Origin of the sequence: Microbacterium sp. NPDC089987, from assembly GCF_044748505.1 — a bacterium.
Lineage (GTDB): Bacteria > Actinomycetota > Actinomycetes > Actinomycetales > Microbacteriaceae > Microbacterium.
In genome coordinates, this window is record NZ_JBIVGE010000002.1 from 76,078 (window position 1) to 100,012 (window position 23,935).

The following is a 23,935-nucleotide window of genomic DNA, read 5'->3' on the forward strand; positions in this document are numbered from 1 at the left end:
CGCCCCTGATCCGTAGCACGCCGGATGCCGGGCATCCGGGGCGGTAGTGTTTCCTCGGCCCTGATCCCGACTCCCGAGGAGCCCCCATGCCGCTGTGGAAGATCCATGGCAACGGTCGCACTGTCGCGCCCGGCGCCGTCGTCCGCCCCGATGAGCGCCTGAACTGGCCGGCGACGATCGCGATCGGCGTGCAGCACGTCGTCGCCATGTTCGGGGCGACGTTCCTCGTGCCGATCATCACCGGCTTCCCCGTCCCGACCACGCTGCTGTTCAGCGGCATCGGGACGATCCTCTTCCTGCTGGTCACGCGCAACAAGCTGCCCAGCTACCTGGGCTCCTCGTTCGCGTTCATCGCCCCTGTCACGGCAGCCACGGCATCGGCGGGCATGGGCTCGGCGCTGGCGGGCATCGTCGCGGTCGGCGTGCTGCTCGCCATCATCGGCGCCGTCGTGCACACGGTGGGGGTGCACTGGGTCGACCGGTTCCTGCCGCCGGTGCTGGCCGGCACGATCGTCGCGCTCATCGGGTTCAACCTCGCGGGCGCTGCGCGCGGCAACTACGAGCTGGCGCCGATCACGGCGACGTTCACGCTCGCGGTCACCATCCTGTTCGCGGTGGTGTTCCGCGGATTCCTCGGCCGCATCTCCATCTTCCTCGGTGTGATCGCGGGGTACATCTTCGCCGGCATCCGGGGCGAGCTCGACTTCAGCAAGGTCGAGGCGGCCGACTGGATCGGCTTCCCGACCTTCCACCTGCCCGACTTCGCGACCCCCGGCACCTGGTCGGCGATGGCCATGTTCCTCCCCGTCGTGCTCGTGCTGATCGCCGAGAACGTCGGACACGTGCGCGGTGTCGCCACGATGGTCGAAGACCCGGCGGTCAACAAGCAGACCGGTAAGGCGCTCATCGCCGACGGCATCTCGACCTCGCTCGCCGGGTTCTTCGGCGGCTCGGGAACCACGACGTACGGCGAGAACATCGGCGTCATGGCATCCACCCGCGTCTACTCGACCGCCGCGTACTGGGTCGCCGGCATCACCGCGATCCTGCTGAGCATGTCGCCCAAGTTCGGCGCGGTCATCAACTCGGTGCCCGCCGGTGTGCTCGGCGGCATCACCACCGCCCTGTACGGCCTGATCGGCGTCATCGGCATCAAGATCTGGGTCGACAACCGCGTCGACTTCTCGCGGCCGGTCAACCAGTACACCGCCGCGGTCGGCCTGATCGTCGCGGTCGGCGGCTTCATGATCAAGGATCCGGAGTCGGGCTTCGAGCTCGGCGGCATCGTGCTCGCGACGGTGGGTGCGATCCTCATCTACCACCTCGGCAACCTCATCGCGCGGCTGCGCGGCTCGGGTGCCGACGACCCGAAGCCGCTCGCCGGCGTGGGCGCGCCCGGGGGCGACCCGGCCTGAAGCCGTCGCGTGCGCGCACATCGCAGACGCTGTCAAGGCCCGGTCGAGGCATCCGGTGGGGCGGTAGCGTCGGCGCATGCTCGATGTCACACCTCTCGCTGATCTCGCCCGAAGCCGCAACCTGCGCGTAGCGGTCGCCGAGTCGCTGACCTCCGGTGGGCTGGCCAGCACGGTCGGCGCCGGCGCGGAAGCGAGCACCTGGTTCGGCGGCGGCATTGTCGCCTATCTGTCCGAGGTCAAGGAGGCGGTCCTCGGCTTCCCGGCCGATCAGGACCCGACTTCAGCCGAATGCGCCGAGCAGCTGGCCCGAGGCGCCCTCGAGCTGTTCGATGCGGATCTGTGCGTCTCGACGACGGGAGTCGGCGGACCGGATGCCGAAGACGGCCATCCCGCCGGCACGGTGTTCCTGGGGTGGGCGACGCGCGACGAGGTCGGGCATCGCGAGCTGACTCTCGACGGCGAGCCCGAGGACGTGCTCAGTTCGACGATCGAGGCGGCCGTCGAGCTGCTGACCCTTCACGCCGGGCGGGTGGAAGGTGCGGGAAGTCGCTGACCAAACGGCACGGGCACGGCGAGTCGCAGGTCGACCCGCCCTGCGCGACACGAATCGTCAGTGATTCACGACACCACGCGAAACAGGATGCGGGCACCCGGTCGCAGCTGACCAGCCGCATCCCTCGCGGCGTCGGTCAGTGACCCGATGATCGGGTATCCGCCTGTCGTCGGGTGATCGGGACCGAACAGCACGGGCTGACCATCGGCCGGCACCTGAATGGCACCGTCGACCGCACCCTCGCTGGGCAGCTCGTCGCGGATCGCACGCTCGAGCGATCGCTCGCCGTGCAGCCGGATGCCGACCCTGTCGGACCGTGGCGTCACCGTCCATTCCTGCTCGCTGAGCAGCCGCACCGCCGCCGGCGTGAACCAGTCGTCCCGGGGGCCGAGCGTGATGTCGAGCTCGACGACATCCCCCGGCAGGTCGCGCGGCAGAGCGTCGGGTTCGACCGCGCGCGGCGCATGAGTCCCGACCGGCAGCACGTCGCCGGCGCGCAGCGCCGCGGGGCCGATGCCCGAGAGCGTGTCGGTGGATCGGCTGCCCAGCTGTTCCGGCATCCGGATGCCTCCGCGCACCCCGATCGTGAACCGCAGTCCCCGCGTCGGCGGGCCGATCTCGAGTTCGTCGCCGTCGGCGACGGCGAAGGGAGCGCTGTGCGGGACGCAGCGCATCCGACCGTCCACGCCGATCACCCCGAGCTCGCACTCCGCGCCGGTGGCGACCGCGACGGTGCTGCCATGGAAGCGGACGGCCGCGGGGCCCACGCCCTCGAGCACCGCGGCCTCGAGGGCGTTGCCGACGGCGCGGTTCGCGTCGCGCAGGGCGATGCGGTCGGCTGCTCCGGATGCCGGCACGCCGAGCTCGGCGAGACCTGAGCGGCCGAGATCCTGCACGAGCAGCTGCAGACCCGGGTTCACCACCTCGAGCGCGGGCGTCGGAACCTGCAGACCATCGGCCCCGCCATCGGCGCGTCGCCGTCCGACATGCCGGTGCGCGGCCGAAGCATCCGAGAATCCCGACACCGCACTCGGCACAAGCGACTGCTCGGCCACGACGAAACGCACGCGGGCGCCCGGCTTCAGCAGGGCCGGAGGGTCGCGGTGCACGTCCCACATCACGGCATCCGTCGTGCCGATGAGCTGCCACCCTCCCGGGCTCGCTCGCGGATACACGCCGCTGAACTGACCCGCCAGAGCCACCGCCCCCGCGGGCACGCGGGTGCGCGGCGACCCACGGCGCGGAACGTCGAACAGCGGATCGTCGCCGATGAGGTACCCGAAGCCGGGCGCGAAGCCCGAGAAGGCGACCGTCCAGCGTGCGGCGCCGTGCCGGCGGACCACCTCATCCACCGAGACGTCGAGCAGGTCAGCGACCTCGGCGAGGTCTTCGCCGTCGTATCGGACCGGCACAATCACTTCGGGCCCCGACTCGAGCGCACCTTCGTCCGCTGAGGTTGCGACCAGCACCTCGGCCAGCTCAGCCGCGGACGTCACCAGCGGATCGAAGCGCACGAGCACCGTGCGTGCGCCCGGCACCAGCTCCATCACCCCGGGCACATGGGCCCAGGCGCCGTGCATGCGCATCGCCTCATCGAGGTCGGCGCACTCGACGAGCACCGCCCGATCAGAAGCAGTCAGCACCCGCATGCTCACCCGCTCAGATCGCGAGCGGCGTCACGAACGGGACGATCTCGATGCCGGCATCCTGCAGCATCCGCTTCGTCTCGGCTGCCATCGCCACCGCTCCTGGGCTGTCGCCGTGCACGCAGATCGACTGCGCGTCGATGCGCACGTCGGTGCCGTCGACCGCTCGTATGACACCCGACTCGGCGAAGCGCACCATCCGCCTCGCCACAGCCGAGGCGTCGTGCAGCACCGCTCCCGGCTGCGAGCGCGGCACGAGGCTGCCGTCGGGCAGGTAGCCCCGATCGGCGAAGGCCTCGGAGGCCACCGGCACTCCGGCCCGAGCCGCGATGTCGAGCACCACCCCACCCGCGAGCCCCAGCACGACCAGGTTCGCGTCGACGGAGCGCACGCCCGCGACCACGGCTCGAGCCTGCCGTTCATCGCGCGCGATCGTGTTGTACAGCGCGCCGTGCGGCTTGACGTAGGCGACCCGGCCGCCGACGGCCCCAGCCAGCGCGATGAGCGCACCCAGCTGATACTCGACCTCGGCCTGCAGCGTGCGCGAATCCGGCTCGAGCGGGCTGCGGCCGAAGTTCTCGCGGTCGCGGTACGACGGGTGCGCGCCGATCACGACTCCGTTCGCCACGGCGGCGGCGAGAGTGTCGCGGATGCCCTCGGCGCTGCCCGCATGAAAGCCGCACGACACGTTCGCGCTGGTCACGATCTCGAGCATCGCCGCGTCATCGCTCACCGTGTGCTCGGCGGAGTTCTCGCCGAGGTCGGAGTTGAGATCGATGGATGCCATGCCTCGGATGCTACCGAGGATCGACCTGTGTCAGACCGCGGGCGCCGACCCGCGCACGACCAGTTCGGTCGGCAGGATGGTCAGCGCGTCGGGCCGCCTTCCTGCGAGCAGATCCACCACCATGCCCGCCAGCATCTCCCCCTGCGCGAACATCGGTTGGCGCACGCTGGTGAGGTCCGACGTCTGGGCGACCCGCGAGTCGTCGAAGGCGACGATCGCCACGTCCTCGGGCACCCGCAGGCCGGCGGAGCGCAGCACGCCGATCGCGCCGCGGGCCATCAGGTCGCTCGCGACGAAGATCGCGTCGGGTCGCTCATCGCGCTGCAGCAGCACACGTGCTGCCTCGGCCCCGCCGTGCTCGCTGAAGTCGCCGTCGATCTCTCCGGCGGACCGCAGCCCGGCATCCGCCAGCGCCGCCAGGAATCCGTCACGGCGATCCACGCTCACCGACATCGACATCGTGCCCGTGATCGTCGCGATCCGCCGGCATCCGAGCGCGATGAGATGCTCAGCCGCCGCCCGGGCCGCGGCCACGTTGTCGACGTCGACGATGATGTCGCTGTCGCGCACCGTCGCCGGCCGTCCGCCGAAGACGACGGGCACGGCCTCGGCGATGCGCTCCACGAACGAGTCGCTCGCGTGGTGAGACACGATGATCGCCGCGTCCACCCCGCCGTTGCGCACGAAGCGCGTCATCTTGCCGTCGGGGTCGTCACTCGCGATGAGCAGGTTGAGGATGTACTCCGACTCGGCCAGACGCGAGCTGATCCCCGCGACGACGGATGCCAGGAACGGGTCTCCGAAGAACCGGGTGGTGTCCTCGGGCACGACCAGTCCGATCGCATGGGTCTGGCGGCTGGCGAGCGAGCGAGCGGCGCGATTCGGCGCGTAGCCGAGCTGCGCGATCGCGTCCTGCACCGCGGCGAGCGCCTCGGGGCTGACCGAAGTCGACCCGTTGACCACGCGGGACACCGTCGAGCGGGACACGCCGGCCAGTGCGGCGACCTCTTCGATCGTGGCTCGGGGCATGCTGTCCGTGCTTTCGGTGATGCGTTTCGACTCGGTCGCTTCGCTCCCGCTCAACGACCGGACCGCTCAGCGACCGGTATGGGCGGCGATGATCCGAGCGTACTCCGCGCCGCTCTGCTTGATCGTGCGCTGCTGCGTCTCGTAGTCGACGCGCACGATGCCGAAGCGCTTCTCGTACCCCCAGGCCCACTCGTAGTTGTCCATCAGCGACCAGTAGAAGTAGCCGCGCACGTCGACGCCCTGCTCGATGGCATCCAGCGTGGCCGCGACGTGCGCACGGAGGAACTCGGTGCGCTCGACGTCGTTCACCTCGCCGTCGGCGCCCACCTCATCGTCGTAGGCGGCGCCGTTCTCGGTCACGTACAGCGGCACATCGCCGGCGTAGTCCTCGGCGACGCGCACGAGCAGGCGGGTGAGTCCTTCGGGCTGCACCTCCCAGTCCATCCCGGTGCGCGGCAGGCCGCGCTCGACCCAGTGGATGCCCTCGCTCGAGGGGAACGGCGAGCGCGTCTCGCGCTGCTGACCCTCGGTCTGGTGCGGGTCGCCTGCGCCGGGCTGCGGATGCCCGGACAGCAGCTCACCGTGGTAGTAGTTGACGCCCAGCGCGTCGAGCGGCGTCGAGATGACGTCGAGGTCTCCGGGCTGCACGGCAGCCTGCCACTCCGCGACCGCGGCCGGGTCGACCTCGCGGAAGTCGCGGACGACGTCGGCGGGGTACTCGCCGTGGAAGATCGGGCCGAGGAACCATCCGTTGAACTGCCCGTCGATGCGGCGCGCGGCGTCGACGTCGACCGGATCGTCGGCGTCAGCCGGGTCGGCGACCGTGAGGTTCAGGGTGATGCCGAGGTCGAGCGAGGCGTCGCGCTCGCGCAGCGCCTGCACGGCGCGACCGTGCGAGAGCAGCAGGTGGTGCGAGGCGAGCAGGCCGTCGCGGATGCTCGTGCGCCCGGGCGCGTGCACGCCGGCGGTGTACGAGAGGAACGACGAGCACCACGGCTCGTTCATGGTGGTCCAGTGCTGCACCCGGTCGCCGAGGGCGTCGTGCATGCTGAGCGCGTAGTCGGTGAAGCGATCGGCGATGTCGCGGTTCGTCCATCCGCCCCGCTCTTCGAGCGCCTGCGGCATGTCCCAGTGATGCAGAGTGAGCCACGGCACGATGTCGGCCTCCAGCAGCTCGTCGACCAGACGACTGTAGAAGTCGACCCCCGCGGCGTTGACCGGCCCGCCATCGGGACGCACCCGCGACCAGGAGGTCGAGAACCGGTACGTCTGCAGCCCCAGCCGCTTCATCAGCGCGACGTCGTCGGCGTAGCGGTGGTAGTGATCGCACGCGACGTCGCCGTTCTCGGCACCGACGACAGCTCCGGGCACGCGCGCGAAGGCATCCCAGATCGATGCGGTGCGGCCGTCTTCGAAGGCCGCGCCCTCGATCTGGTAGGCCGCGGTGGCAGCGCCGAAGAGGAAGCCGTCAGGAAAGGTTCGGGACATGGAACCATGATGCCATGAGATTCTGGGAGCGCTCCCACGGGGTGCCACCCGACCGGTTCGGTAATCTTGGCAGGTGAGTCCCGAACTGGCGAGAGCCGAGTCCCTGATCGCTTCGATCCCCGACTACCCGCAGCCAGGCATCCTGTTCCGCGACATCATGCCTCTGCTGGCGGATGCCCGGGCGCTACGCGCCACGACCGAGGCGCTGCTCGAGCCCTTCACCGGCTCCTTCGACGTCGTCGCGGGCATCGAGGCGCGCGGGTTCATCCTCGCCGGAGCTGCGGCGATCGCCGCCGGGGTCGGGTTCGCCCCGATCCGCAAGGCGGGCAAGCTGCCGCGCCCCGCGGCGTCCGTCGACTACGCGCTCGAGTACGGCACGGCCACCGTCGAGATGCACGACGACCTGCCGCCGGGCACGCGCATCCTGCTCATCGACGACGTGCTCGCCACCGGCGGCACGCTCGCCGCCGGACGCGAGATCGTGAAGAGCCTCGGCTACACCGTCGCCGGCATCAGCGTGCTGTTCGAGATCGACGGCCTGGGCGGACGCGACGTGATCGGCGACCTGCACACCGTCTTCCGCTCCGCCTGACCTCCGGCGCGCTTCTCACTGGTTGCGCTCGGACTGGTGCTCCCGACGTCCGCCCACCTCTTCGGGCAGCACGTCGATCGGCACGATCACGATGTCCTGCACCTTCCAGTCCAGGTCGAGGCACGCGTCGCGAGCCGAGATGAGCTCGTCGAGCTTCGGGGTGCGGCCTCTGCGCGGCACGACGAACGACTCCACGTGCAGCACGTGCCCCTGGTCGCGGACGCGTGATCCGACTTCCGCCGCCCACGGCAGCGCACGCAGCAGCTCGTCGATCTTGCCGGTCAGCGGGTGCACCTTGCCGTCGTCGAACGTCGTCGCGGCGGTGTCCATCAGGTCGGTGATCGCCGCCCGCATGTTGCGGATGCCGTCCCAGAGGATGCTGCCGGCGATGAGCAGCGCCGCGGCGGCGTCCGTCCACCACCACCCGATGCCGATGCCGAGCACGCCGACGATCGAGCCGACGGCCGTCTGCCAGTCGGCCTTGTTCATGTCGGCGTCGGCGTAGAGCACCTTGTCGTGCAGCTCTTTGGCCAGCCGCATCTTCACCCGCCCGAAGTAGATCGGAAGCGGGATGGTGAGCGCCATCACGATCACCATCAGCCAGCCCAGCCAGATCGGCTGTCCGAACAGCACGACCGTGCCGATGGGCGGATGCTCGCCGCCGATCAGCCCAGTGACCGAGTCGATGATGAGGAACGCACCCATGGCCAGCAGCGCCACCGACGCCACCAGGTGCGCGACGCCGACCGCACGGTGGTAGCCGTACGGATAGCGGCCGCTGGGCTTGCGGTTGACGATGCGCACCGCGACGAGGAAGGCGATCGGCGGCGCGAGCGAGAGCAGGTCCTCGAGCCAGGCGGCCTTCATCGCCTGCGAGTTGCCCATCACCAGGTACACCATGGTGATCGCGACCGCGAGGAAGATCAGCGTGTACCACTCGAAGCGGATCGCCTTGCGCAGCGCCTTCTCCTGCTGCTCGGGAAGCTCGGCCCGGCCGAATCGCGTCGTCATGAGCCGGCCTCCTCGTGCAGGAACGTCTCGAGCTCGGTGAGCAGAGCGTTCTCGCCCATGCGCACGATCATCACGTGCTTCTGCGTCCCGTGCTTCGTGCTGCGCTCGGTGTACGGCCGCGTCACCGCGCCTCGGTCCGTCCAGGGGGTGTCGTCGAGGAACCCGCCGACGACGAGGTCGAGCTCGCCGCGCTCCAGGGCCGCGAGCAGGTCGGCTTCGCTGCCGGTGGTCCACTCCACCCGGGCGTCCATCTGCGCGGCGAACTCCTCGATCAGCTCCGGCTCGGAGCCGGTCGGCTCCCCCGCGTCGTGAACGTCGACCCACGGCGGCTGCTCGGTCGCTCCGGCGCGCAGCGTGCCGCCCTCGATCCGGTCGATGCTGCCGTGCGGATCCGCGGGCATCTGGATCCCGCAGCCGGTCAGCGCGACCAGCAGCAGGAGGGCTCCCGCACCTGCCATCCGACGTCTTCTCATGGCGCTGACTTTAGCGAGGCGCCTGAGCGGCGACCACCTTCGATCGCACCCTTGACAACCACCCGCGTGATGACCATGACCCCGGCCGAGAGGCCGCCCGACATCGCCTAGAATCAGGGGTATGCCCACCATCGTCGTCGACGTCATGCCCAAGGCCGAACTGCTCGACCCGCAGGGGAAGGCCGTCTCCGGCGCCTTCGCCCGCCTGGGTGTCGAGAGCTTCAGCCAGGTCCGCATCGGAAAGCGCTTCGAGCTCACGGTCGACGGCGAGGTCACCGACGACGTGCTGGCCGAGGCGCGGCGCCTGGCTGAGGACGTGCTGTCGAACTCCGTCATCGAGGATGTCGTGGGAGTCGAGGTCGCGCAGTGAGCGTGCGCATCGGCGTCATCACCTTCCCAGGCTCGCTCGACGACCGCGACGCGCAGCGCGCGGTGCGCATCGCCGGCGCTGAGCCCGTCGCGCTGTGGCACGGCTCGCACGACCTCGAGGGCGTCGACGCCCTCGTGCTGCCCGGCGGCTTCAGCTACGGCGACTACCTGCGCTCAGGTGCGATCGCGGCCCTGTCGCCGATCATGGCCGAGGTCAAGGCCGCGGCGGAGAAGGGGATGCCCGTCCTCGGCATCTGCAACGGATTCCAGATGCTCGTCGAGGCGCACCTGCTGCCGGGCGGCCTCATCCGCAACGACCACCAGCACTTCGTGCGCCGGGACCAGCGCCTGACCGTCGAGAACAACGACACCGCCTGGACCAGCGCGTTCGCGAAGGGGCAGGAGATCGTCATCCCGCTCAAGAACGGCGAGGGCGGCTACATCGCCGCCGACGACACCCTCGACCGCCTCGAGGGCGAGGGGCTCGTCGCCTTCCGCTACGCCGGGGTCAACCCGAACGGATCGCTGCGCGACATCGCCGGCATCACCAACGAGCGCGGCAACGTGGTCGGTCTCATGCCGCACCCGGAGCACGCCACCGAGGCAGGCTTCGGCCCCGACACCGGCGCCGCGATGCGCTCGGGTGTCGACGGTCTGGGCTTCTTCGAGAGCGCCATCGCCGCCGTCGCGCGCGTCGCGGCCTAGCATCCGCCGCGCGGGCGTCGCCGCGCCCGAAACGGGGCGACGGATCAGAGCCCGGCGGGCGGCCAGACGCCGACGATCAGCGCCATCACGAGCACCGTCACCAGCTCGTGCCCGATGTTGAGGGTCGTGAGACGCGTCGAGCGCCCCTCGAATGCATCGTGCGTGATGAGGCGCGCCGCGGTGAAGCCGGCCCACAGCGTCACTGAGGTGACGACGGATGCCCAGAAGTACGAGCCCGCGTAGAAGTGCCACGCGATCGTCGCGGCGCCGGCGAGCACCCACGTCGTGATGAGGCTCATCAGCACCGTGGTGACCATCGGCCACAGCGGCCTGCGGGACGGATGCTCGAGATCGATGCCCGCGAGGCGCGCCCAGCGCCCACCCATCACACCCCTGGAGTACCACACCGCGCCGACCACCATGCTCGCCGCGGTCGCGACCAGGACCGCCCAGTAGTTGATCTCGGGAACCGTCATGACGCCTCCTTCATCGGATGCGCTCAGACTACCCCCGGGTGTCGCAGCGTTCGAGGTCGTCAGCCGCGCATGGCGACGCCGTGGCGCCAGTAGCCCATGAAGGCGACCTGCGCGCGGTCGACGCCGAGATCCTTGACCAGGTGTCGGCGCAGCGTCGTCACCACGCCGCTCTCGCCGGCGATCCAGAAGTACCGGTCGGCGGGCGCGTGCGTCGCAGCGATCTCCTCGCCGAGGCTGGAGTACACCGGGGTCTCCCAGAGCAGATCCTCGCCCTCGACATCGCGCACGTCGACGTGCGTGTGCGCGTCACCGAGATGGGCGAGCACTGCCGGGATGAGAGACGCTCCGTGTGCGACGCCGTCGGCGCGCGGCAGCCAGGTCACCTCCACGCCGGCGGGTGCCGCGATCTCGAGCACATCGGCCCGCTCCGGCACCTCGATGAATGCGGTGCCGCGCAGGTCACGCGGGGCGTCCTCGAGGATGCGGGCGATCGCAGGCGCGGCGGTCTCATCACCGGCCAGCAGCACCGAGCCCGCCTCGCCGGGCGCGAACTCCGCGCCACCGTGCTCGCGGGCGGATACGCCGCGACGCGGGCCGATGAGGAACATCTGCTGCCCCACCCGTGCGTCGGCGGCCCAGCGGGATGCCGGACCGGTGAGTCCCGGGCGCAGGTGCAGCACGAAGTCGATGACGATCTCGGTGCCCGCATCCGTCACGGTCAGCTCGCGCACCGAGTAGGTGCGCATCGAGCCGCGCTCGTGCTCGGGAACGGCCAGGTACGATCCCCACCAGTCGTCGCCGTCACGGTCGATCGGCGGCACGGCATCCGGTCGGGGCGGGAAGATCAGCTTGACGCGCGAGTCGAACGTGTCGCCCGGAGTGCAGAGCTCGTCGAGCTCGTCTCCGCCGAAGGTGATCCGCACGAAGCTGGGCGACACCCGCTCGACGGCGCGAACCTCGGCGAGCGCCAGCAGGTAGGTGGGCCGGGTCTTCGTCGTGGTGTCAGCGGACATGGTGTCTCCCGATGGGCGTGACCATCGGCTTGCCCGAGACGGGGTCGACGGTGATCTGATTGGCGAGGCCGAAGACCTCCTGAACGAGTTCTGCGGTGACGATCTCACCCGGGGCGCCGACGGCGTGCACCCGGCCGTCCTTCATGGCGACCAGCTCGTCGCTGTACCGGGCGGCGAGGTTGAGGTCGTGCAGCACCATCACGATGGTGGTGCCGCGCGAGGCGCTCAGGTCGGTGAGCAGGTCGAGCACCTCGACCTGGTGGGCGACGTCGAGGAACGTGGTGGGCTCGTCGAGCAGCAGGATGTCGGTCTGCTGCGCGAGCGCCATCGCGATCCACACCCGCTGGCGCTGGCCGCCTGACAGCTCATCCACGCTGCGATCGGCGAGATCGCTGATGCCGGTGGCGTCGAGCGCATCGGCGACCACCGCGTAGTCCTGCGCGCTCCAGCGCGCGAGCATCCGCTGGTGCGGGTGCCGGCCCCGGCCAACGAGGTCGGCGACGGCGATCCCCTCGGGCGCGACGGGCGACTGCGGCAGCAGGCCGAGAAGGCGCGCGACCTCCTTCGACGGGCGAGCGTGCACGGAGGCGCCGTCGAGCACGATCTGACCGCCGGCCGGGGTGAGCAGGCGCGCCAGCGCACGGAGGAGCGTGGATTTGCCGCATCCGTTCGCTCCGACGATCGAGGTGATCCGGCCGGGCGCGATCGACAGATCGAGCCCTTCGATCACCGTGCGGTCGCCGTACGCGAGCGTGACGGACTCGGCCGCGAGAGTGTGCGCCACGGTCACAGGGAGCCTCCCGAGCGGTTGGTTCGGACGAGCAGGTAGATGAGGAAGGGCGCGCCGAGCACGCCGGTCACGACCCCGACCGGATAGCGGGCGCCGAGGGCGAACTGCCCGAGCAGGTCGCTGCCGAGCACGAGTGCCGCGCCGACGAAGGCGCTGGGCAGCAGCAGATCGGCTCCGGGTCCGGTGATGCGCGCGGCGATCGGCCCGGCCATGAACGCGACGAAGGCGATCGGCCCGGCGGCGGCGGTGGCGAAGGCGAGCAGGGCGACCGCTCCGAGGATGAACAGCATGCGCGTCGCGTTCACCCTCACCCCGAGGCCGGCGGCGGAGTCGTCGCCCAGCTGCATCGCACCGAGCGCGCGCCCCTGCGACAGCATCAGCGGCATCACGACCGCCGCGGCGATGGCCATCGGGACCACGCGCTCCCATGAGGCGTTGTTGAGGCTGCCGCTGAGCCACTGCATCGCGGTCTGGATGTCCCAGCTCGCCGCCCGTGAGAGAAGGTACGAGATCACGCTCTGCAGCACCGCCGCGACCCCGATGCCGATGAGGATCAGCCGGGTGCCGGCGAAGCCGCCCCGCAGCGAGAGCGCATAGATCAGCCCGGCCGTGGCGATCGCACCGCCGAGCGCGAGCAGCGACACCGCCGGTCCGTCGAGCGAGAGCACGATGATGCCGACCACCGCGGCAGCACCGGCACCGTGCGAGATGCCGATGATGTCGGGCGAGGCGAGCGGATTGCGCAGCAGGGTCTGGAAGGTCACGCCGGCCATCCCGAAGCCCAGCCCGGTGAGTACGGCGAGCACCGCCCGCGGCAGACGCAGCTCGCCGACGGTGAACGAGGCCCCGGGCACGCTCTCGCCGAGCATGACCCGCACGATCTGCTCGGGGCTGTAGAACCGGTCGCCGACCATGAGCGCGACGGCGAAGAGCAGGCACACCAGCGCACCCAGCGTGATCGTGGCGAGCAGGTGGCGGCGGTGACGGGATCGACGCCCGGCGATGATGCGCTGCACCCGGTGCGCACCGGTGTCGGCCGGCCGTTCGAGCGTGTGCGCGGCCGGGATGCTGCTCTCTGCCGTCGCTGCGTGCGCGTCTGCGGTGTGCTCGCGTGTGCTCACAGCTCACGCACCTTCTGCCTGCGCACGATCCAGATGAAGAACGGGGCCCCGATGATCGCCGTGATGATGCCCACCTGGATCTCCTCCCCCGACGGGGCGATCACGCGGCCGACGACATCGCTCGCGGTCAGCAGCACCGCGCCGGCCATGGCCGAGAACGGCATCAGCCAGCGATGATCGGTGCCGACGAGCATCCGGCACACGTGCGGCACGACCAGGCCGACGAAGCCGATCGGACCGGCGATGGCGGTGGCGGCGCCGGCCAGGATCACCGCGCCGAGCGCTGCGAGCATGCGCGTGCGCGCGACGTTCTCGCCCAGGCCCCTCGCCATGTCGTCGCCGAGCGCGAGCGAGTTCATCCCGCGCGCGCACAGCAGGCAGAGGAGGGCGCCGAGCGCGAGCACGGGCGCGGTGACCGCGATGCGCGGCCACTCCGCACCGCCGACGCCGCCCACCTGCCACGACTGGAACGTCTGCAGCAGGTCGACGCGCGGCAGCATGATGGCGCTGATCAGCGAGGCGAAGGCCGCGGACGTGGCCGCGCCTGCGAGCGCGAGCTTGAGCGGAGTGGCGCCGCCGCGGCCCAGCGAGCCGACCGCGTACACGAAGACCGCCGCCGCTGCTGCTCCGGAGATGGCGAAGGCCATCTGCCCGAACGGGTCGCTCAGGCCGAACGAGGCGATGCCGACGACCACGGCGAGCGAGGCGCCGTTGGAGACGCCGAGGATGCCCGGCTCGGCGATCGGGTTGCGGGTGACCGCCTGCATGGCCGCACCCGCCATGGCCAGCGCCGCGCCGACGAGCAGGGCGAGCACGGTGCGCGGCATCCGCTTGATGATCGCGGCCTGCTCGATGGTCTCGTTCTGCCCCGCCAGCGCGGCCAGCAGGTCGTCGATCGTCACCGCGCGCACGCCGAACGAGATCGACAGGATGCTGAGCACGACCAGAGCCGCGACGCCGGCCAGCAGCCACGACGCGCGCGCCAGCACCGGCCGGCGCAGATGCGCGACGGCCGGCGCGGGCGTTGCGGTGGAGGTCACGAGCGGGAGTCCCCGGAAGCGGCAGGAGTCTTACTGGGCCAGCGGCGCGGCGAGGATGCCGAAGTAGTCGTTCAGACCCCACGGGATCGACAGCGGCGACGGGTTCGCGGATGCAGCGATCGGCGTCGCATCGGGCAGGATCGCGATGCGGCCCTCGGCGATCGCGGGGATCTTCGACAGCAGCGGGTCGGCCTGCAGGGTCGCCACAGTGGAGTCGTCGCCGTAGGTGACGAACAGGTCGACGTCATCGAACTTCTGCGCGTCCTCGGCCGAGAGCTCGAGGTAGAACTGGTCGCTGTCGGCGCTGTCCTCGACGATGCTCGGCAGCGGCAGGCCGAGCTCGTGCAGGTATCCGGGGCGTGTGTCGGCGGCGGTGTAGTAGCCGATCTTCGACAGGTCGCTCATGTCGAAGTATCCGAACAGCACCTTCGCGTCCTTCAGCGCCGGATGCTGCGCGAGCGCAGCGTCCGCGTCGGCCTCGAGCTGCTCGATGAGGGCCTCGCCCTCCTTCTCGAGACCGAGCGCCTCGGAGTTCATCTCGATCATGTCCTCGACCGATGTGCCCCACGCGACGTCGGGGTAGGCGACGACGGGAGCGATCTTCGACAGGGTGTCGTACTCCTCCTGCGTGAGGCCGGAGTACGCGGCGAGGATCACGTCGGGGGCGGTGTCGGCGACGGCCTCGTAGTCGATGCCGTCGGTCTCGTCGAACAGCACGGGCGTCTCGCCGCCGAGCTCGTCGAGCTTCTCCTCGACCCAGGGCAGGATGCCGTCGTTGTCGTCGTCTCCCCAGGTGGCCTTGCTCATGCCGACCGGGACGATGCCGAGCGCGAGCGGCACCTCGTGGTTCGCCCACGCGACGGTCGCGACCCGCTCGGGCTTGGCGTCGATGACGGTCTCGCCGAAGGCATGCTCGATGGTGACGGGGAACGCCCCGCCCGACGATCCGGGAGAGGTGGCATTCGAGTCATCGCGGCTGTCGTCCGCGGTGGAGGCGCAGCCGGCGAGGCCGATGGCGAGGGCTGCGGCGGCGGCGAGAGCGAGAAGGCGGGAAGATCGCACAGGCGTTCCTTCGGGTGAGCGGCTGCGCCACCGAGATCCGATGCGCAGTTTGGTAAGGCTTGCCTAAGGTAGCACGCGGATACCGGAGGACGCACGCGGGTAGGGTCATAGCGTGACCCTGTTCGTGACCGTGCCGACCGAACGCCTCGCCGAGAACATCGGCCCCCTGCCCGACGGGGTCGACCTGCGGGTATGGGACTTCCGATCCCCCGCGCCCGCCGACCGCATCGACATCGTCGTGCCGCCGTACATGGGCACCGCCGGGTCGCTCGCCGCCCTCGAGGGCGTCGAGGTCGGGCTCGTGCAGGGCCAGTCGATCGGCTATGACGGAGTCGCCGACACGCTGCCGCCGGGCCTGCGCTTCGCGAACGCCGCGAGCGTGCATGAGGCGTCGACCGCCGAGCTCGCGGTCGGAATGATGATCGCCGCGCAGCGGCAGCTGCCCCGGTTCGTGCAGGCGCAGGAGCGCGGCGAGTGGGCGCCGGTGTTCGCCGAGAGCCTCGCTGATCGGCGGGTGCTGCTCGTGGGCTTCGGCGGCGTGGGCACGGCGGTCGCCCGGCGCCTGGCACCGTTCGAGGTCGAGATGACGGCCGTCGCGCGCAGCGCGCGCACCGAGCAGCTCGAGGGGGTCGGCGAGATCGCCGTGCACAGCATGGACGAGCTCGACGCGCTGCTGCCCGATGCGGAGATCGTCGTGCTGAGCCTGCCGTCGAGCGACGCCACGCACCATCTCTTCGATGGCGAGCGCATCGCCCGTATGGCGAAGGGCGCTCTGCTGGTGAACGTCGGGCGCGGGCCGCTGATCGACACCGATGCCCTGGTCGCAGCCCTGAGCGCCGACGCGATTCGCGCAGCATCCGACGTCTTCGAAGAGGAGCCCCTGCCCGCCGGGCATCCGCTCTGGTCGGCGCCGAACCTGCTGATCACCCCGCATGGCGGCGGAGCATCGACGGCGATGAACCCGCGGATGGCGCGGCTCGTCCGGCGTCAGATCGAGCGGATGCTGGCCGGAGAGCCTCCGCTGAACGTCGTCATCCCGGCGTCCTGACCGAGCGGCGCCGGAAGGCGGTGTAAGCGCTTGCACTAGCCTGGTTGCATGGCACAGCGTGAACAGCAGCGTGAGCAGATGGCAGCCCCCGGTTCGGAGTGGTGGCGCACTGCCGTCATCTACCAGATCTACCCCCGGTCGTTCGCCGACGCATCCGGCGACGGCATCGGCGACCTGCCGGGTGTCACCAGCCGGCTCGACGACCTGAAGAGCCTGGGCATCGACGCCATCTGGCTGAGCCCGTTCATGACCAGCCCGCAGAAGGATGCCGGCTACGACGTCGCCGACTACCGCGACGTCGACCCGCTGTTCGGGACGCTCGCCGATTTCGACGTCATGCTGAACGAGGCGCACGCCCGCGGCATCCGGGTCATCGTCGATCTCGTCCCCAACCACTCCTCCGACCAGCATGTGTGGTTCCAGGAGGCGCTGAAGGCGGCTCCCGGCAGCCCGGAGCGCGCCCGCTACGTGTTCCGCGACGGCCGCGGCGAGAACGGCGAGCTGCCCCCGAACAACTGGGAGAGCGTGTTCGGCGGCGGCATGTGGCAGCGCGTGACCGAGCCCGACGGCACGCCCGGCCAGTGGTATCTGCACATCTTCGACGCGTCGCAGCCCGACTTCGACTGGACGAACGAAGAGGTGCGCGAGGAGTTCCGCAGCATCCTGCGCTTCTGGCTCGACCGCGGCGTCGACGGATTCCGCGTCGATGTGGCGCACGGCATGATGAAGGAGGCCGGGCTTCCCGACTACGCGCCGGTGGCCGACGCCGACTCGATGGGCGGCGGCGAGGAGAACGTGCCGTACTGGGGCCGGGACGAGGTGCACGACATCTACCGCGACTGGCACCGGGTGCTCGCCGAGTACGACGGCGACCGGGCGCTGTGCGGCGAGGCATGGCTGCCGACGCTGCCGAAGACCGCCCTCTGGGTGCGGCCAGACGAGATGCATCAGACCTTCAACTTCCCCTACCTGATGACGCCGTGGGATGCCCAGGAGCTGCGCCTCGTGATCCGCGAGTCGCTCGAGGAGTTCGGCAAGGTCGGGGCCCCGAGCACCTGGGTGCTCTCCAACCACGACGTCGTCCGTCACGCCTCGCGCCTTGCGCTCACCGCCGACAACCCGCAGGGCGAGGGCATCGGGCCGAAGTCCGAGGGCAAGCCCGACCCCGTGGTCGGCCTGTCGCGCGGTCGGGCAGCCACCACCCTCATGCTCGCCCTGCCCGGCTCGGCCTACATCTACCAGGGCGAGGAGCTGGGCCTTCCCGAGGCGATGGAGATTCCCGACGAGTTCCGTCAGGATCCGACCTGGTTCCGCACGAACGGCGAGCGCTACGGTCGCGACGGCTGCCGCGTGCCGCTGCCGTGGACAGCATCCGGGCCCTCGTTCGGATTCAACGACACCGGCGCCTCGTGGCTGCCGCAGCCGGCGGAGTGGGCGACTTTCGCCCGCGACGCCGAGGAGGGCGACGCCGACTCGACGCTCAACCTCTACCGGCGACTGCTGACCGAGCGGCGCGAGCGCGCGCTCGGTTCGGGTTCGCTGATCTGGGACGACGTGGATGACTCGGCCGTGGCCTTCCGCCGCGGCGAGCTGCACGTGGTCGCGAACCTCGGCGAGAAGCCCATCGAGCTCGGCGACGACGTGACCTTCGTCGTGCAGAGTGAGCCGTTCGCCGGCACCGCGCTGCCCCCGAACACCGCCGCCTGGTTCACGCGGGCCTGAGCGCGCTCCCTCGACCGACCTCGACCGACCCGGCACCCCCGACCGACCCGGCACCCCCGTGAGAAACCACTTCCTGCCTGAGAAACCACGTTTTCCGTGGTTTCTCATGCCGGATGTGGTTTCTCGCGTCGGCGGGCGCGAAAGGCCGACGACATGGTGAGCATCGACGAGGTCGCCCGGCTCGCCGGGGTGTCGACGGCGACGGTGTCGCGCGCGCTCAGCGGGCGCGGGCACGTGTCCGACGCCGCCCGCGAGCGGGTGCGCTCGGCTGCGGACTCACTCGGATACGTCGTGTCGTCGCGCGCGTCGAGCCTGGCATCCGGACGCACGCAGAACGTCGGGGTGATCGTGCCGTTCCTCGACCGCTGGTTCTTCGGCGCCGTGCTGTCGGGCGTGACCAGCGCCCTGATGCGGGCGGGCTACGACGTCACGCTGTACAACATCACGGCCGACGCCGCCGTGCGCCAGCAGGTGTTCTCGACATTCCTGCGCCGGCAGCGGGTGGATGCCGTGATCGCCGTCGCCATCGAGCTCGACGATGCCGAGACCGCTCAGCTGCTCGATCTCGGCCTGCCGGTGATCGGCGTCGGCGGCCCGAATCCGCGACTTCGGACCCTGACCTTCGACGACACCGCAGTCGCGCGCCTGGCCACCGAGCATCTGATCGCTCTCGGGCACCGCGATATCGCGCACATCGGCGCGGGTCCCGAGTTCGAGGCCGACTTCCGTGTGCCGTCGCGCCGGCGCCTGGGCTTCGAGCAGGCGCTGGCGGATGCGGGAATCCCCGCGAACCCCGCACTGCTGGAGCCGGCGGACTTCACCGTCGACGGCGGGTACCGCGCCGCCACGCGGCTGCTCAGCGGCTCCGGGCCGCGGCCGTCGGCGATCTTCGCCGCCTCGGACGAGATGGCCATCGGAGCGCTGCTGGCCGCCCGCGACCTCGGCATCCGAGTGCCGGAGGACGTCTCGATCGTCGGCATCGACGGCTACGAGCTCGGCGAGTTCTTCGAGCTCACCACCGTCGACCAGTTCCCGCTCGCACAGGGCGAGCGGGCGGCGGCGGCGATCCTCGCGCAGCTGGAGGGGATTCCGGATGCCGGGGCCGTCGCCGACCTGCCCTACGAGCTCATCGTGCGCAGCACGACCGCGCCGCCGCGGTCATAGCATCCAGCGCCCCGCGGCTCAGGCGACGGGAACGCGCTGCGCGGCGCGCGAGACGAGCAGGTGCAGCCCCATCGTCACCGCGAGCACGACGGCCGAGGCCGGCACGAGCCCGTCGGCGGGAACCCCGGATGCCAGCAGCAGTCCGCCCAGGATGCCGCCGAGCGCTGACCCGAGCTGCATGCCGCTGCCGTTGAGGGCCAGCACGAGCGACATCGAGTCGGGGGCGATGTCTCCCAGGCGCGACTGCAGCGCGACACCCGACCCGCCGTTGAAGAACGCGCACCCGAAGAACCAGGCGAATGCCGCGACCGCACCGCCGACGCCGGGAAGCAGCAGTCCCGCGGTGCCGAGCAGCGCCACGACGATGAGGATGCCGATGATCAGCGCGATCACGGTCTTCGGGTCGATGCGGTCGGTGATGCGACCGGAGAGGATGTTGCCGCCGAGGCTGACGATGCCGTACCCGAACATCGCCGCGATGATCGGCGCCCCCTCCCCGACCCGCGGCCCGAAGATGAGCGTCGCGTAGGTGAAGCACAGGTAGCTCGCGCACATGATGCCCGTCGCGACGAAGATCGAGCCGATCACGGCGGGGCGCCCGAGAGGGCTGAGCGTCTGGCGCAGGGTGAGGGCGGGCAGGTGCAGACGGGGGACGTTGATCAGGATGCCGATGAGCGCGACCGCGCCCACGCCCGTGACCAGGAACAGCGGCAGCCGCCAGTCGTCCTGCCCGATGACGAGACCGACCGGAACGCCGAGGGCGGTCGCGGCGAGGAACCCGCCCAGCACGAACGAGAGAGCGCGGCCCCGACGCTCGGGCGCCGTCTTCGCCAGCACGTACGCGCTGACGACGGCGCTGAGCAGCGAGCCGCCGAGGGCGGAGACGATGCGGCCGGTCATCGCCATGGCGTAGTTGACCGACACGGCGATGAGCAGGTTGCCCAGCACGAACACGGCCAGCGACAGCGAGATGACGAGCTTGCGCTCCCAGCGGCCGGTGACCGACGACAGCACGGGCCCGGCGATGGCCGCTGTGAGGGCGAACACCGCAACCAGCTGACCCGCAGCGGCCTCGGCGACATCCAGATCGCCGGCGATCTGCGGCAGCAGGCCGGCGAGCACGTACCCGTCGATCCCCATCGAGAAGGTCGCGAGGGCGAGCCACAGCAGGGCTCCGAACCCGGCGGGACGAGTTTCGTCAGTCGTCTTCACAAACTCATCAAAGCAGAAGCAGGTGCACCTGCGGCCATGTGACGGCAGGTTTCTCAGCACCTCTTCACCGCGTGAGCGCGTCAGCCGATTCGGCTCATTCCGCCCGGCGCTGTTCTCGTCGGACGCCTCGTCCCTGAATACTGGTCGCATGGACGCACTCAACGACTTCGTGCTCTTCTTCGGCGACAAGCTCTGGACCTGGGCGGTGCTGCCCATCCTGCTGCTGCTCGGTCTCTACTTCACCTTCCGCTCGGGTGTCGTGCAGTTCCGGCTCATCCCCGAGATGTTCCGCACGCTCACCGACCGCACCCCGACCGACGCTGAGGGCCGGCCGCAGTCCGTGTCCGCGTTCCAGGCCTTCACGATCTCGGCGGCGTCCCGCGTCGGCGTCGGCAACATCGCCGGCGTCGGCACCGCCATCGCGATCGGCGGCCCCGGCGCCGTGTTCTGGATGTGGACCATGGCCTTCATCGGGGGCGCCTCGAGCTTCATCGAGTCGACCCTCGGGCAGACCTTCAAGGTGCGCGACAAGGACGGCTTCCGCGGCGGCCCCGCCTACTACATGCAGCACGGACTGAAGGCCCGGTGGATGGGCATCGTCTTCGCGGTCATCCTCATCCTGTGCTTCCCGTTCTCGTTCAACTCGCTGCAGGCCAACACGATCAGCGCCACCGTCTCCGGAAGCTTCGGCGGCGACGTCGCGTGGATCCCCTGGGTCGTCGGGGCCGTCCTTGCCGCGCTCACCGCGCTCGTCATCTTCGGCGGCGTGCGTCGCATCGCGACGGTCTCGTCGGCGGTCGTGCCGCTGATGGCGCTGCTGTACCTGCTGCTGGGTCTCGTGATCGTCGCGATCCACATCGACCGCCTGCCGGAGGTGTTCGCCTCGATCTACACGCAGGCGTGGGGCACGAAGGAGGTCGCCGGCGGCGCGCTGGGCACCATCATCATGATCGGCGCGAAGCGCGGCATGTTCTCGAACGAGGCCGGTCTCGGCTCCGCACCCAACGCCGGCGCGACCGCTGCTGTCACCCACCCGGTCAAGCAGGGCCTGGTGCAGACGCTCGGCGTGTACTTCGACACGTTCCTGGTGTGCTCGATCACCGCGTTCATCGTGCTGGTCGCAACCCCCGATCTCCGAGACGCCGAGCAGGGCATCGTGCTCACCCAGAACGCCCTGGTCAGCTCGCTCGGCTCATGGTCGAACATCGTGCTGAGCGTGATCATCTTCCTGCTGGCGTTCAGCTCGATCCTCGGCAACTACTACTACGGCGAGTCGAACATCGAGTTCATCCGCGCCCACCGCGGCGTGCTGCAGGGCTACCGCGCCCTCGTCGTGCTCGTGGTCTTCCTCGGCTCGATCGCCTCGGCCGACCTGATCTGGAACACCGCCGACAGCATCATGGGCATCATGGCGATCGTGAACCTCATCGCCATCGCGCTTCTGTCTGGCGTCGCGTTCAAGCTGCTGCGCGACTACCTCGACCAGCGTCGAGCCGGGCTCGACCCGGTCTTCACGAGAGAGCGGATGCCCGAGGTCACGGGCATCCAGTGCTGGGAGGACGAGCTGAGCGTCACCGGGCCGATCCCGGTCACCGGCCGCAAGCGCTGAACCATCCCGGGGAGGGCGGATGCCGGGCATCCGCCCTCCCGGACGAAAAGAACCGGCCGGGACCACGAGGGTCCCGGCCGGTTCTGTCGGTGCTCAGATCAGAGCGCGCGGATCTTCGCCGCCTGCATGCCCTTGGGGCCACGCTCGGGCTCGAACTCCACCTTCTGGTTCTCGGTGAGCTCCTTGTAGCCGTTGCCCTCGATCGCCGAGAAGTGCGCGAACAGGTCGTCGGAGCCGTCATCGGGAGCGATGAAGCCGAAGCCCTTTTCGGAGTTGAACCATTTCACAGTGCCAGTGGCCATGTGCTTCTGCTTTCTGTTTATCTGGCCGCTGACGCGACCGGGATGCGACGCTGAACTGTCCGGCGTGCATGGTGTACTGATGCCGACCGACTGGCGCGGGGCGCATGACTCGACGGGATCGGGGAGATCCTGGTCCGCGGCACTCACACGCGGGTCGGGATCAGGGTGATGGCTGCAGCGAGATTCGCGCAGCTGTTGAGAGTGAAGCCTCCGGCGGAGGGTCACTCCACGCTATCACGGCGTGCGGCTTCGGAGGCGAAAGCGGATGCGACGTGCGCTGCGTCTCTTCCCGCCCCGCCGATGAGAGTGGAGGTCAGCCCGTATTGGAAAGGCAACCCGAGGAACGCGAGGCCAGGGGCTTCGCTGAGGAGTCCCCTCTCGTGCGCGGGCAGTCCGCGATCATCGAGGGCGAGTCCGTCGATCCAGCCCAGCTCGGGTCGGTAGCCGGTCACCCACAGGACGGCATCGCATTCGATGACCCGTCCGTCCTCCAGCTGTGGCATTCCGTCGACCACCCCGGTCAGCCGAGGTCCCCGCGCGGCCCCGGCCGCGTCGAGGTCTGCCGGGCCGATGCCGATGAGGGGAGCACCGACGTAGGGGGCGCGCTGCGCGGCCTTGCGACCCACGGGCGTGGCGAGGGTGAGCACGTGATGCAGCACCGCGAACCACGCGCCGCCGGCGACGGCGAGCAGTCGGCGGGGAACATGCACCGTGGGCCTGCCGGCGACCGTCACATGACGACCGGATCGAGCGAGCTCGATCCCGAGCTGCACCCCTGAGGTGCCGCATCCGACGACGAGCACGCGAGCACCGGCAAGGTCAGTGGGACGTCGGTACTGCCCGGTGTGCAGCTGCGCGATGCCGGGATCGAGTCGGCTGCTCAGCTCGGGGATGTGCGCACGAGTATCACCACCGGTCGCGACGATCACCCTGGCAGCTCGCCAGACCCCCTTGTCCGAATGAATGGCGAATCCGCCGGCGGCGGCCCGACTGACTCGGGAGACCGTCACCCCGGTATGCAGGGGCGCGTGGATGCGCTCGGCATAGACCTCGAGATAGTCGGCGAACTCACCGCCGCTCGGCGCGTATCGAGGCGACGCGGGAAAACGCATCCCCGGAAGCGCGTCGAATCGAGCGGGCGTGAACAGCCGAAGGGTCTCCCAGCGGCGGCGCCATGCGTCGCCCGGCGCGTCGTCGGCGGTGAGGATCTCGTGCGCCACCCCGCGCTCTCGCAGCTCCCGGCTCGCGGCCAGCCCGCATTGCCCGGACCCGATGATGAGGACGTCCGTGTCCATGTCGCACCTGCTC

The 23,935-nt window shown here is 70.2% G+C and carries 24 protein-coding genes; 9 read left to right on the top strand and 15 right to left on the bottom strand.

The features are described 5' to 3' along the window. Positions 1-86: 86 nt before the first annotated feature. Positions 87-1,415, top strand: a complete 1,329-nt coding sequence (locus ACIPV2_RS08050; RefSeq protein WP_400840107.1) for a uracil-xanthine permease family protein — start codon at positions 87-89, stop codon at positions 1,413-1,415. A gap of 76 nt (positions 1,416-1,491) precedes the next feature. Then, positions 1,492-1,968 carry a CinA family protein gene (locus ACIPV2_RS08055; protein ID WP_400840109.1) on the top strand — a complete coding sequence of 159 codons (477 nt, stop codon included), beginning with the start codon at positions 1,492-1,494 and terminating at the stop codon, positions 1,966-1,968. A gap of 65 nt (positions 1,969-2,033) precedes the next feature. Here the strand turns inward: ACIPV2_RS08055 and ACIPV2_RS08060 are convergent, their stop codons facing one another. The 4 genes from ACIPV2_RS08060 to ACIPV2_RS08075 all read right to left on the bottom strand — a co-directional run bounded on the left by ACIPV2_RS08060 (position 2,034) and on the right by ACIPV2_RS08075 (position 6,918). Beyond that, positions 2,034-3,617, bottom strand: coding sequence for a 5-oxoprolinase/urea amidolyase family protein (locus ACIPV2_RS08060; protein WP_400840111.1), 1,584 nt, complete (start codon positions 3,615-3,617; stop codon positions 2,034-2,036). 10 nt (positions 3,618-3,627) lie between these two features. Next, a complete protein-coding gene (locus ACIPV2_RS08065) occupies positions 3,628-4,401 on the bottom strand; it encodes a LamB/YcsF family protein (RefSeq protein ID WP_400840113.1) in 774 nt (257 codons plus the stop codon). A gap of 30 nt (positions 4,402-4,431) precedes the next feature. Further along, entirely contained in the window at positions 4,432-5,430 is a 999-nt protein-coding gene (locus tag ACIPV2_RS08070; protein ID WP_400840115.1) for a LacI family DNA-binding transcriptional regulator, read from the bottom strand. 66 nt (positions 5,431-5,496) lie between these two features. After that, a complete protein-coding gene (locus ACIPV2_RS08075; RefSeq protein ID WP_400840117.1) occupies positions 5,497-6,918 on the bottom strand; it encodes a GH1 family beta-glucosidase in 1,422 nt (473 codons plus the stop codon). A gap of 73 nt (positions 6,919-6,991) precedes the next feature. Between ACIPV2_RS08075 and ACIPV2_RS08080 the strand changes: the two genes are divergently transcribed. Beyond that, positions 6,992-7,510 (top strand): adenine phosphoribosyltransferase, encoded by a 519-nt coding sequence (locus tag ACIPV2_RS08080; RefSeq protein ID WP_101187950.1) that lies wholly within the window; start codon positions 6,992-6,994, stop codon positions 7,508-7,510. Positions 7,511-7,525: 15 nt separating this feature from the next. Here the strand turns inward: ACIPV2_RS08080 and ACIPV2_RS08085 are convergent, their stop codons facing one another. Then, complete coding sequence (locus ACIPV2_RS08085) at positions 7,526-8,521, bottom strand: cation diffusion facilitator family transporter (protein WP_400840119.1); 996 nt, start codon at positions 8,519-8,521, stop codon at positions 7,526-7,528. Further along, positions 8,518-8,994, bottom strand: coding sequence for a transporter substrate-binding domain-containing protein (locus ACIPV2_RS08090; RefSeq protein ID WP_400840121.1), 477 nt, complete (start codon positions 8,992-8,994; stop codon positions 8,518-8,520). The genes ACIPV2_RS08085 and ACIPV2_RS08090 overlap by 4 nt, the downstream gene beginning before the upstream one ends. 121 nt (positions 8,995-9,115) lie before the next feature. Here ACIPV2_RS08090 and purS point away from each other — a divergent pair, with 121 nt between their 5' ends. Beyond that, entirely contained in the window at positions 9,116-9,364 is a 249-nt protein-coding gene (purS, locus tag ACIPV2_RS08095; protein WP_363505294.1) for a phosphoribosylformylglycinamidine synthase subunit PurS, read from the top strand. Next, on the top strand, positions 9,361-10,068 hold the full coding sequence (purQ, locus tag ACIPV2_RS08100) for a phosphoribosylformylglycinamidine synthase subunit PurQ (protein WP_400840123.1): 708 nt from the start codon (positions 9,361-9,363) through the stop codon (positions 10,066-10,068). Before purS ends, purQ begins: the two co-directional genes overlap by 4 nt. A gap of 44 nt (positions 10,069-10,112) precedes the next feature. Here the strand turns inward: purQ and ACIPV2_RS08105 are convergent, their stop codons facing one another. The 6 genes from ACIPV2_RS08105 to ACIPV2_RS08130 are packed head-to-tail and all read right to left on the bottom strand — an operon-like array spanning position 10,113 to position 15,570. Next, positions 10,113-10,544, bottom strand: coding sequence for a DUF1761 domain-containing protein (locus tag ACIPV2_RS08105; RefSeq protein ID WP_400840125.1), 432 nt, complete (start codon positions 10,542-10,544; stop codon positions 10,113-10,115). 59 nt (positions 10,545-10,603) lie between these two features. Continuing rightward, complete coding sequence (locus ACIPV2_RS08110) at positions 10,604-11,557, bottom strand: siderophore-interacting protein (RefSeq protein WP_400840127.1); 954 nt, start codon at positions 11,555-11,557, stop codon at positions 10,604-10,606. Continuing rightward, on the bottom strand, positions 11,547-12,347 hold the full coding sequence (locus tag ACIPV2_RS08115) for an ABC transporter ATP-binding protein (protein WP_101187943.1): 801 nt from the start codon (positions 12,345-12,347) through the stop codon (positions 11,547-11,549). The genes ACIPV2_RS08110 and ACIPV2_RS08115 overlap by 11 nt, the downstream gene beginning before the upstream one ends. Beyond that, entirely contained in the window at positions 12,344-13,468 is a 1,125-nt protein-coding gene (locus ACIPV2_RS08120) for a FecCD family ABC transporter permease (RefSeq protein ID WP_400840130.1), read from the bottom strand. The genes ACIPV2_RS08115 and ACIPV2_RS08120 overlap by 4 nt, the downstream gene beginning before the upstream one ends. Beyond that, positions 13,465-14,508: a FecCD family ABC transporter permease gene (locus tag ACIPV2_RS08125; protein ID WP_400840132.1), complete on the bottom strand. Its 1,044-nt coding sequence runs from the start codon at positions 14,506-14,508 to the stop codon at positions 13,465-13,467. Before ACIPV2_RS08125 ends, ACIPV2_RS08120 begins: the two co-directional genes overlap by 4 nt. Before the next feature lie 30 nt (positions 14,509-14,538). Continuing rightward, positions 14,539-15,570 (bottom strand): iron-siderophore ABC transporter substrate-binding protein, encoded by a 1,032-nt coding sequence (locus tag ACIPV2_RS08130; RefSeq protein ID WP_400840134.1) that lies wholly within the window; start codon positions 15,568-15,570, stop codon positions 14,539-14,541. Between the two features lie 112 nt (positions 15,571-15,682). Here ACIPV2_RS08130 and ACIPV2_RS08135 point away from each other — a divergent pair, with 112 nt between their 5' ends. From ACIPV2_RS08135 to ACIPV2_RS08145, 3 genes are all read left to right on the top strand, one after another. Beyond that, positions 15,683-16,618, top strand: coding sequence for a 2-hydroxyacid dehydrogenase (locus ACIPV2_RS08135; RefSeq protein ID WP_400840136.1), 936 nt, complete (start codon positions 15,683-15,685; stop codon positions 16,616-16,618). Between the two features lie 48 nt (positions 16,619-16,666). Then, positions 16,667-18,340: a glycoside hydrolase family 13 protein gene (locus ACIPV2_RS08140; protein ID WP_400840138.1), complete on the top strand. Its 1,674-nt coding sequence runs from the start codon at positions 16,667-16,669 to the stop codon at positions 18,338-18,340. A 153-nt stretch (positions 18,341-18,493) separates the two neighbouring features. Continuing rightward, the gene (locus ACIPV2_RS08145; protein WP_400840140.1) at positions 18,494-19,504 is read left to right on the top strand and encodes a LacI family DNA-binding transcriptional regulator; all 1,011 of its coding nucleotides are present in this window, start codon (positions 18,494-18,496) and stop codon (positions 19,502-19,504) included. Positions 19,505-19,522: 18 nt separating this feature from the next. On the opposite strand, the gene ACIPV2_RS08150 is transcribed toward ACIPV2_RS08145, so the two are convergent. Then, positions 19,523-20,716 carry an MFS transporter gene (locus ACIPV2_RS08150; protein WP_400840142.1) on the bottom strand — a complete coding sequence of 398 codons (1,194 nt, stop codon included), beginning with the start codon at positions 20,714-20,716 and terminating at the stop codon, positions 19,523-19,525. Positions 20,717-20,864: 148 nt separating this feature from the next. Between ACIPV2_RS08150 and ACIPV2_RS08155 the strand changes: the two genes are divergently transcribed. After that, complete coding sequence (locus ACIPV2_RS08155) at positions 20,865-22,325, top strand: alanine/glycine:cation symporter family protein (RefSeq protein ID WP_400840144.1); 1,461 nt, start codon at positions 20,865-20,867, stop codon at positions 22,323-22,325. A gap of 98 nt (positions 22,326-22,423) precedes the next feature. On the opposite strand, the gene ACIPV2_RS08160 is transcribed toward ACIPV2_RS08155, so the two are convergent. Together ACIPV2_RS08160 and ACIPV2_RS08165 are read right to left on the bottom strand one after the other, a co-directional pair. Beyond that, positions 22,424-22,627 (bottom strand): cold-shock protein, encoded by a 204-nt coding sequence (locus tag ACIPV2_RS08160; RefSeq protein ID WP_071643350.1) that lies wholly within the window; start codon positions 22,625-22,627, stop codon positions 22,424-22,426. 221 nt (positions 22,628-22,848) lie between these two features. Further along, complete coding sequence (locus ACIPV2_RS08165) at positions 22,849-23,922, bottom strand: flavin-containing monooxygenase (RefSeq protein ID WP_400840146.1); 1,074 nt, start codon at positions 23,920-23,922, stop codon at positions 22,849-22,851. Positions 23,923-23,935 lie beyond the last annotated feature (13 nt).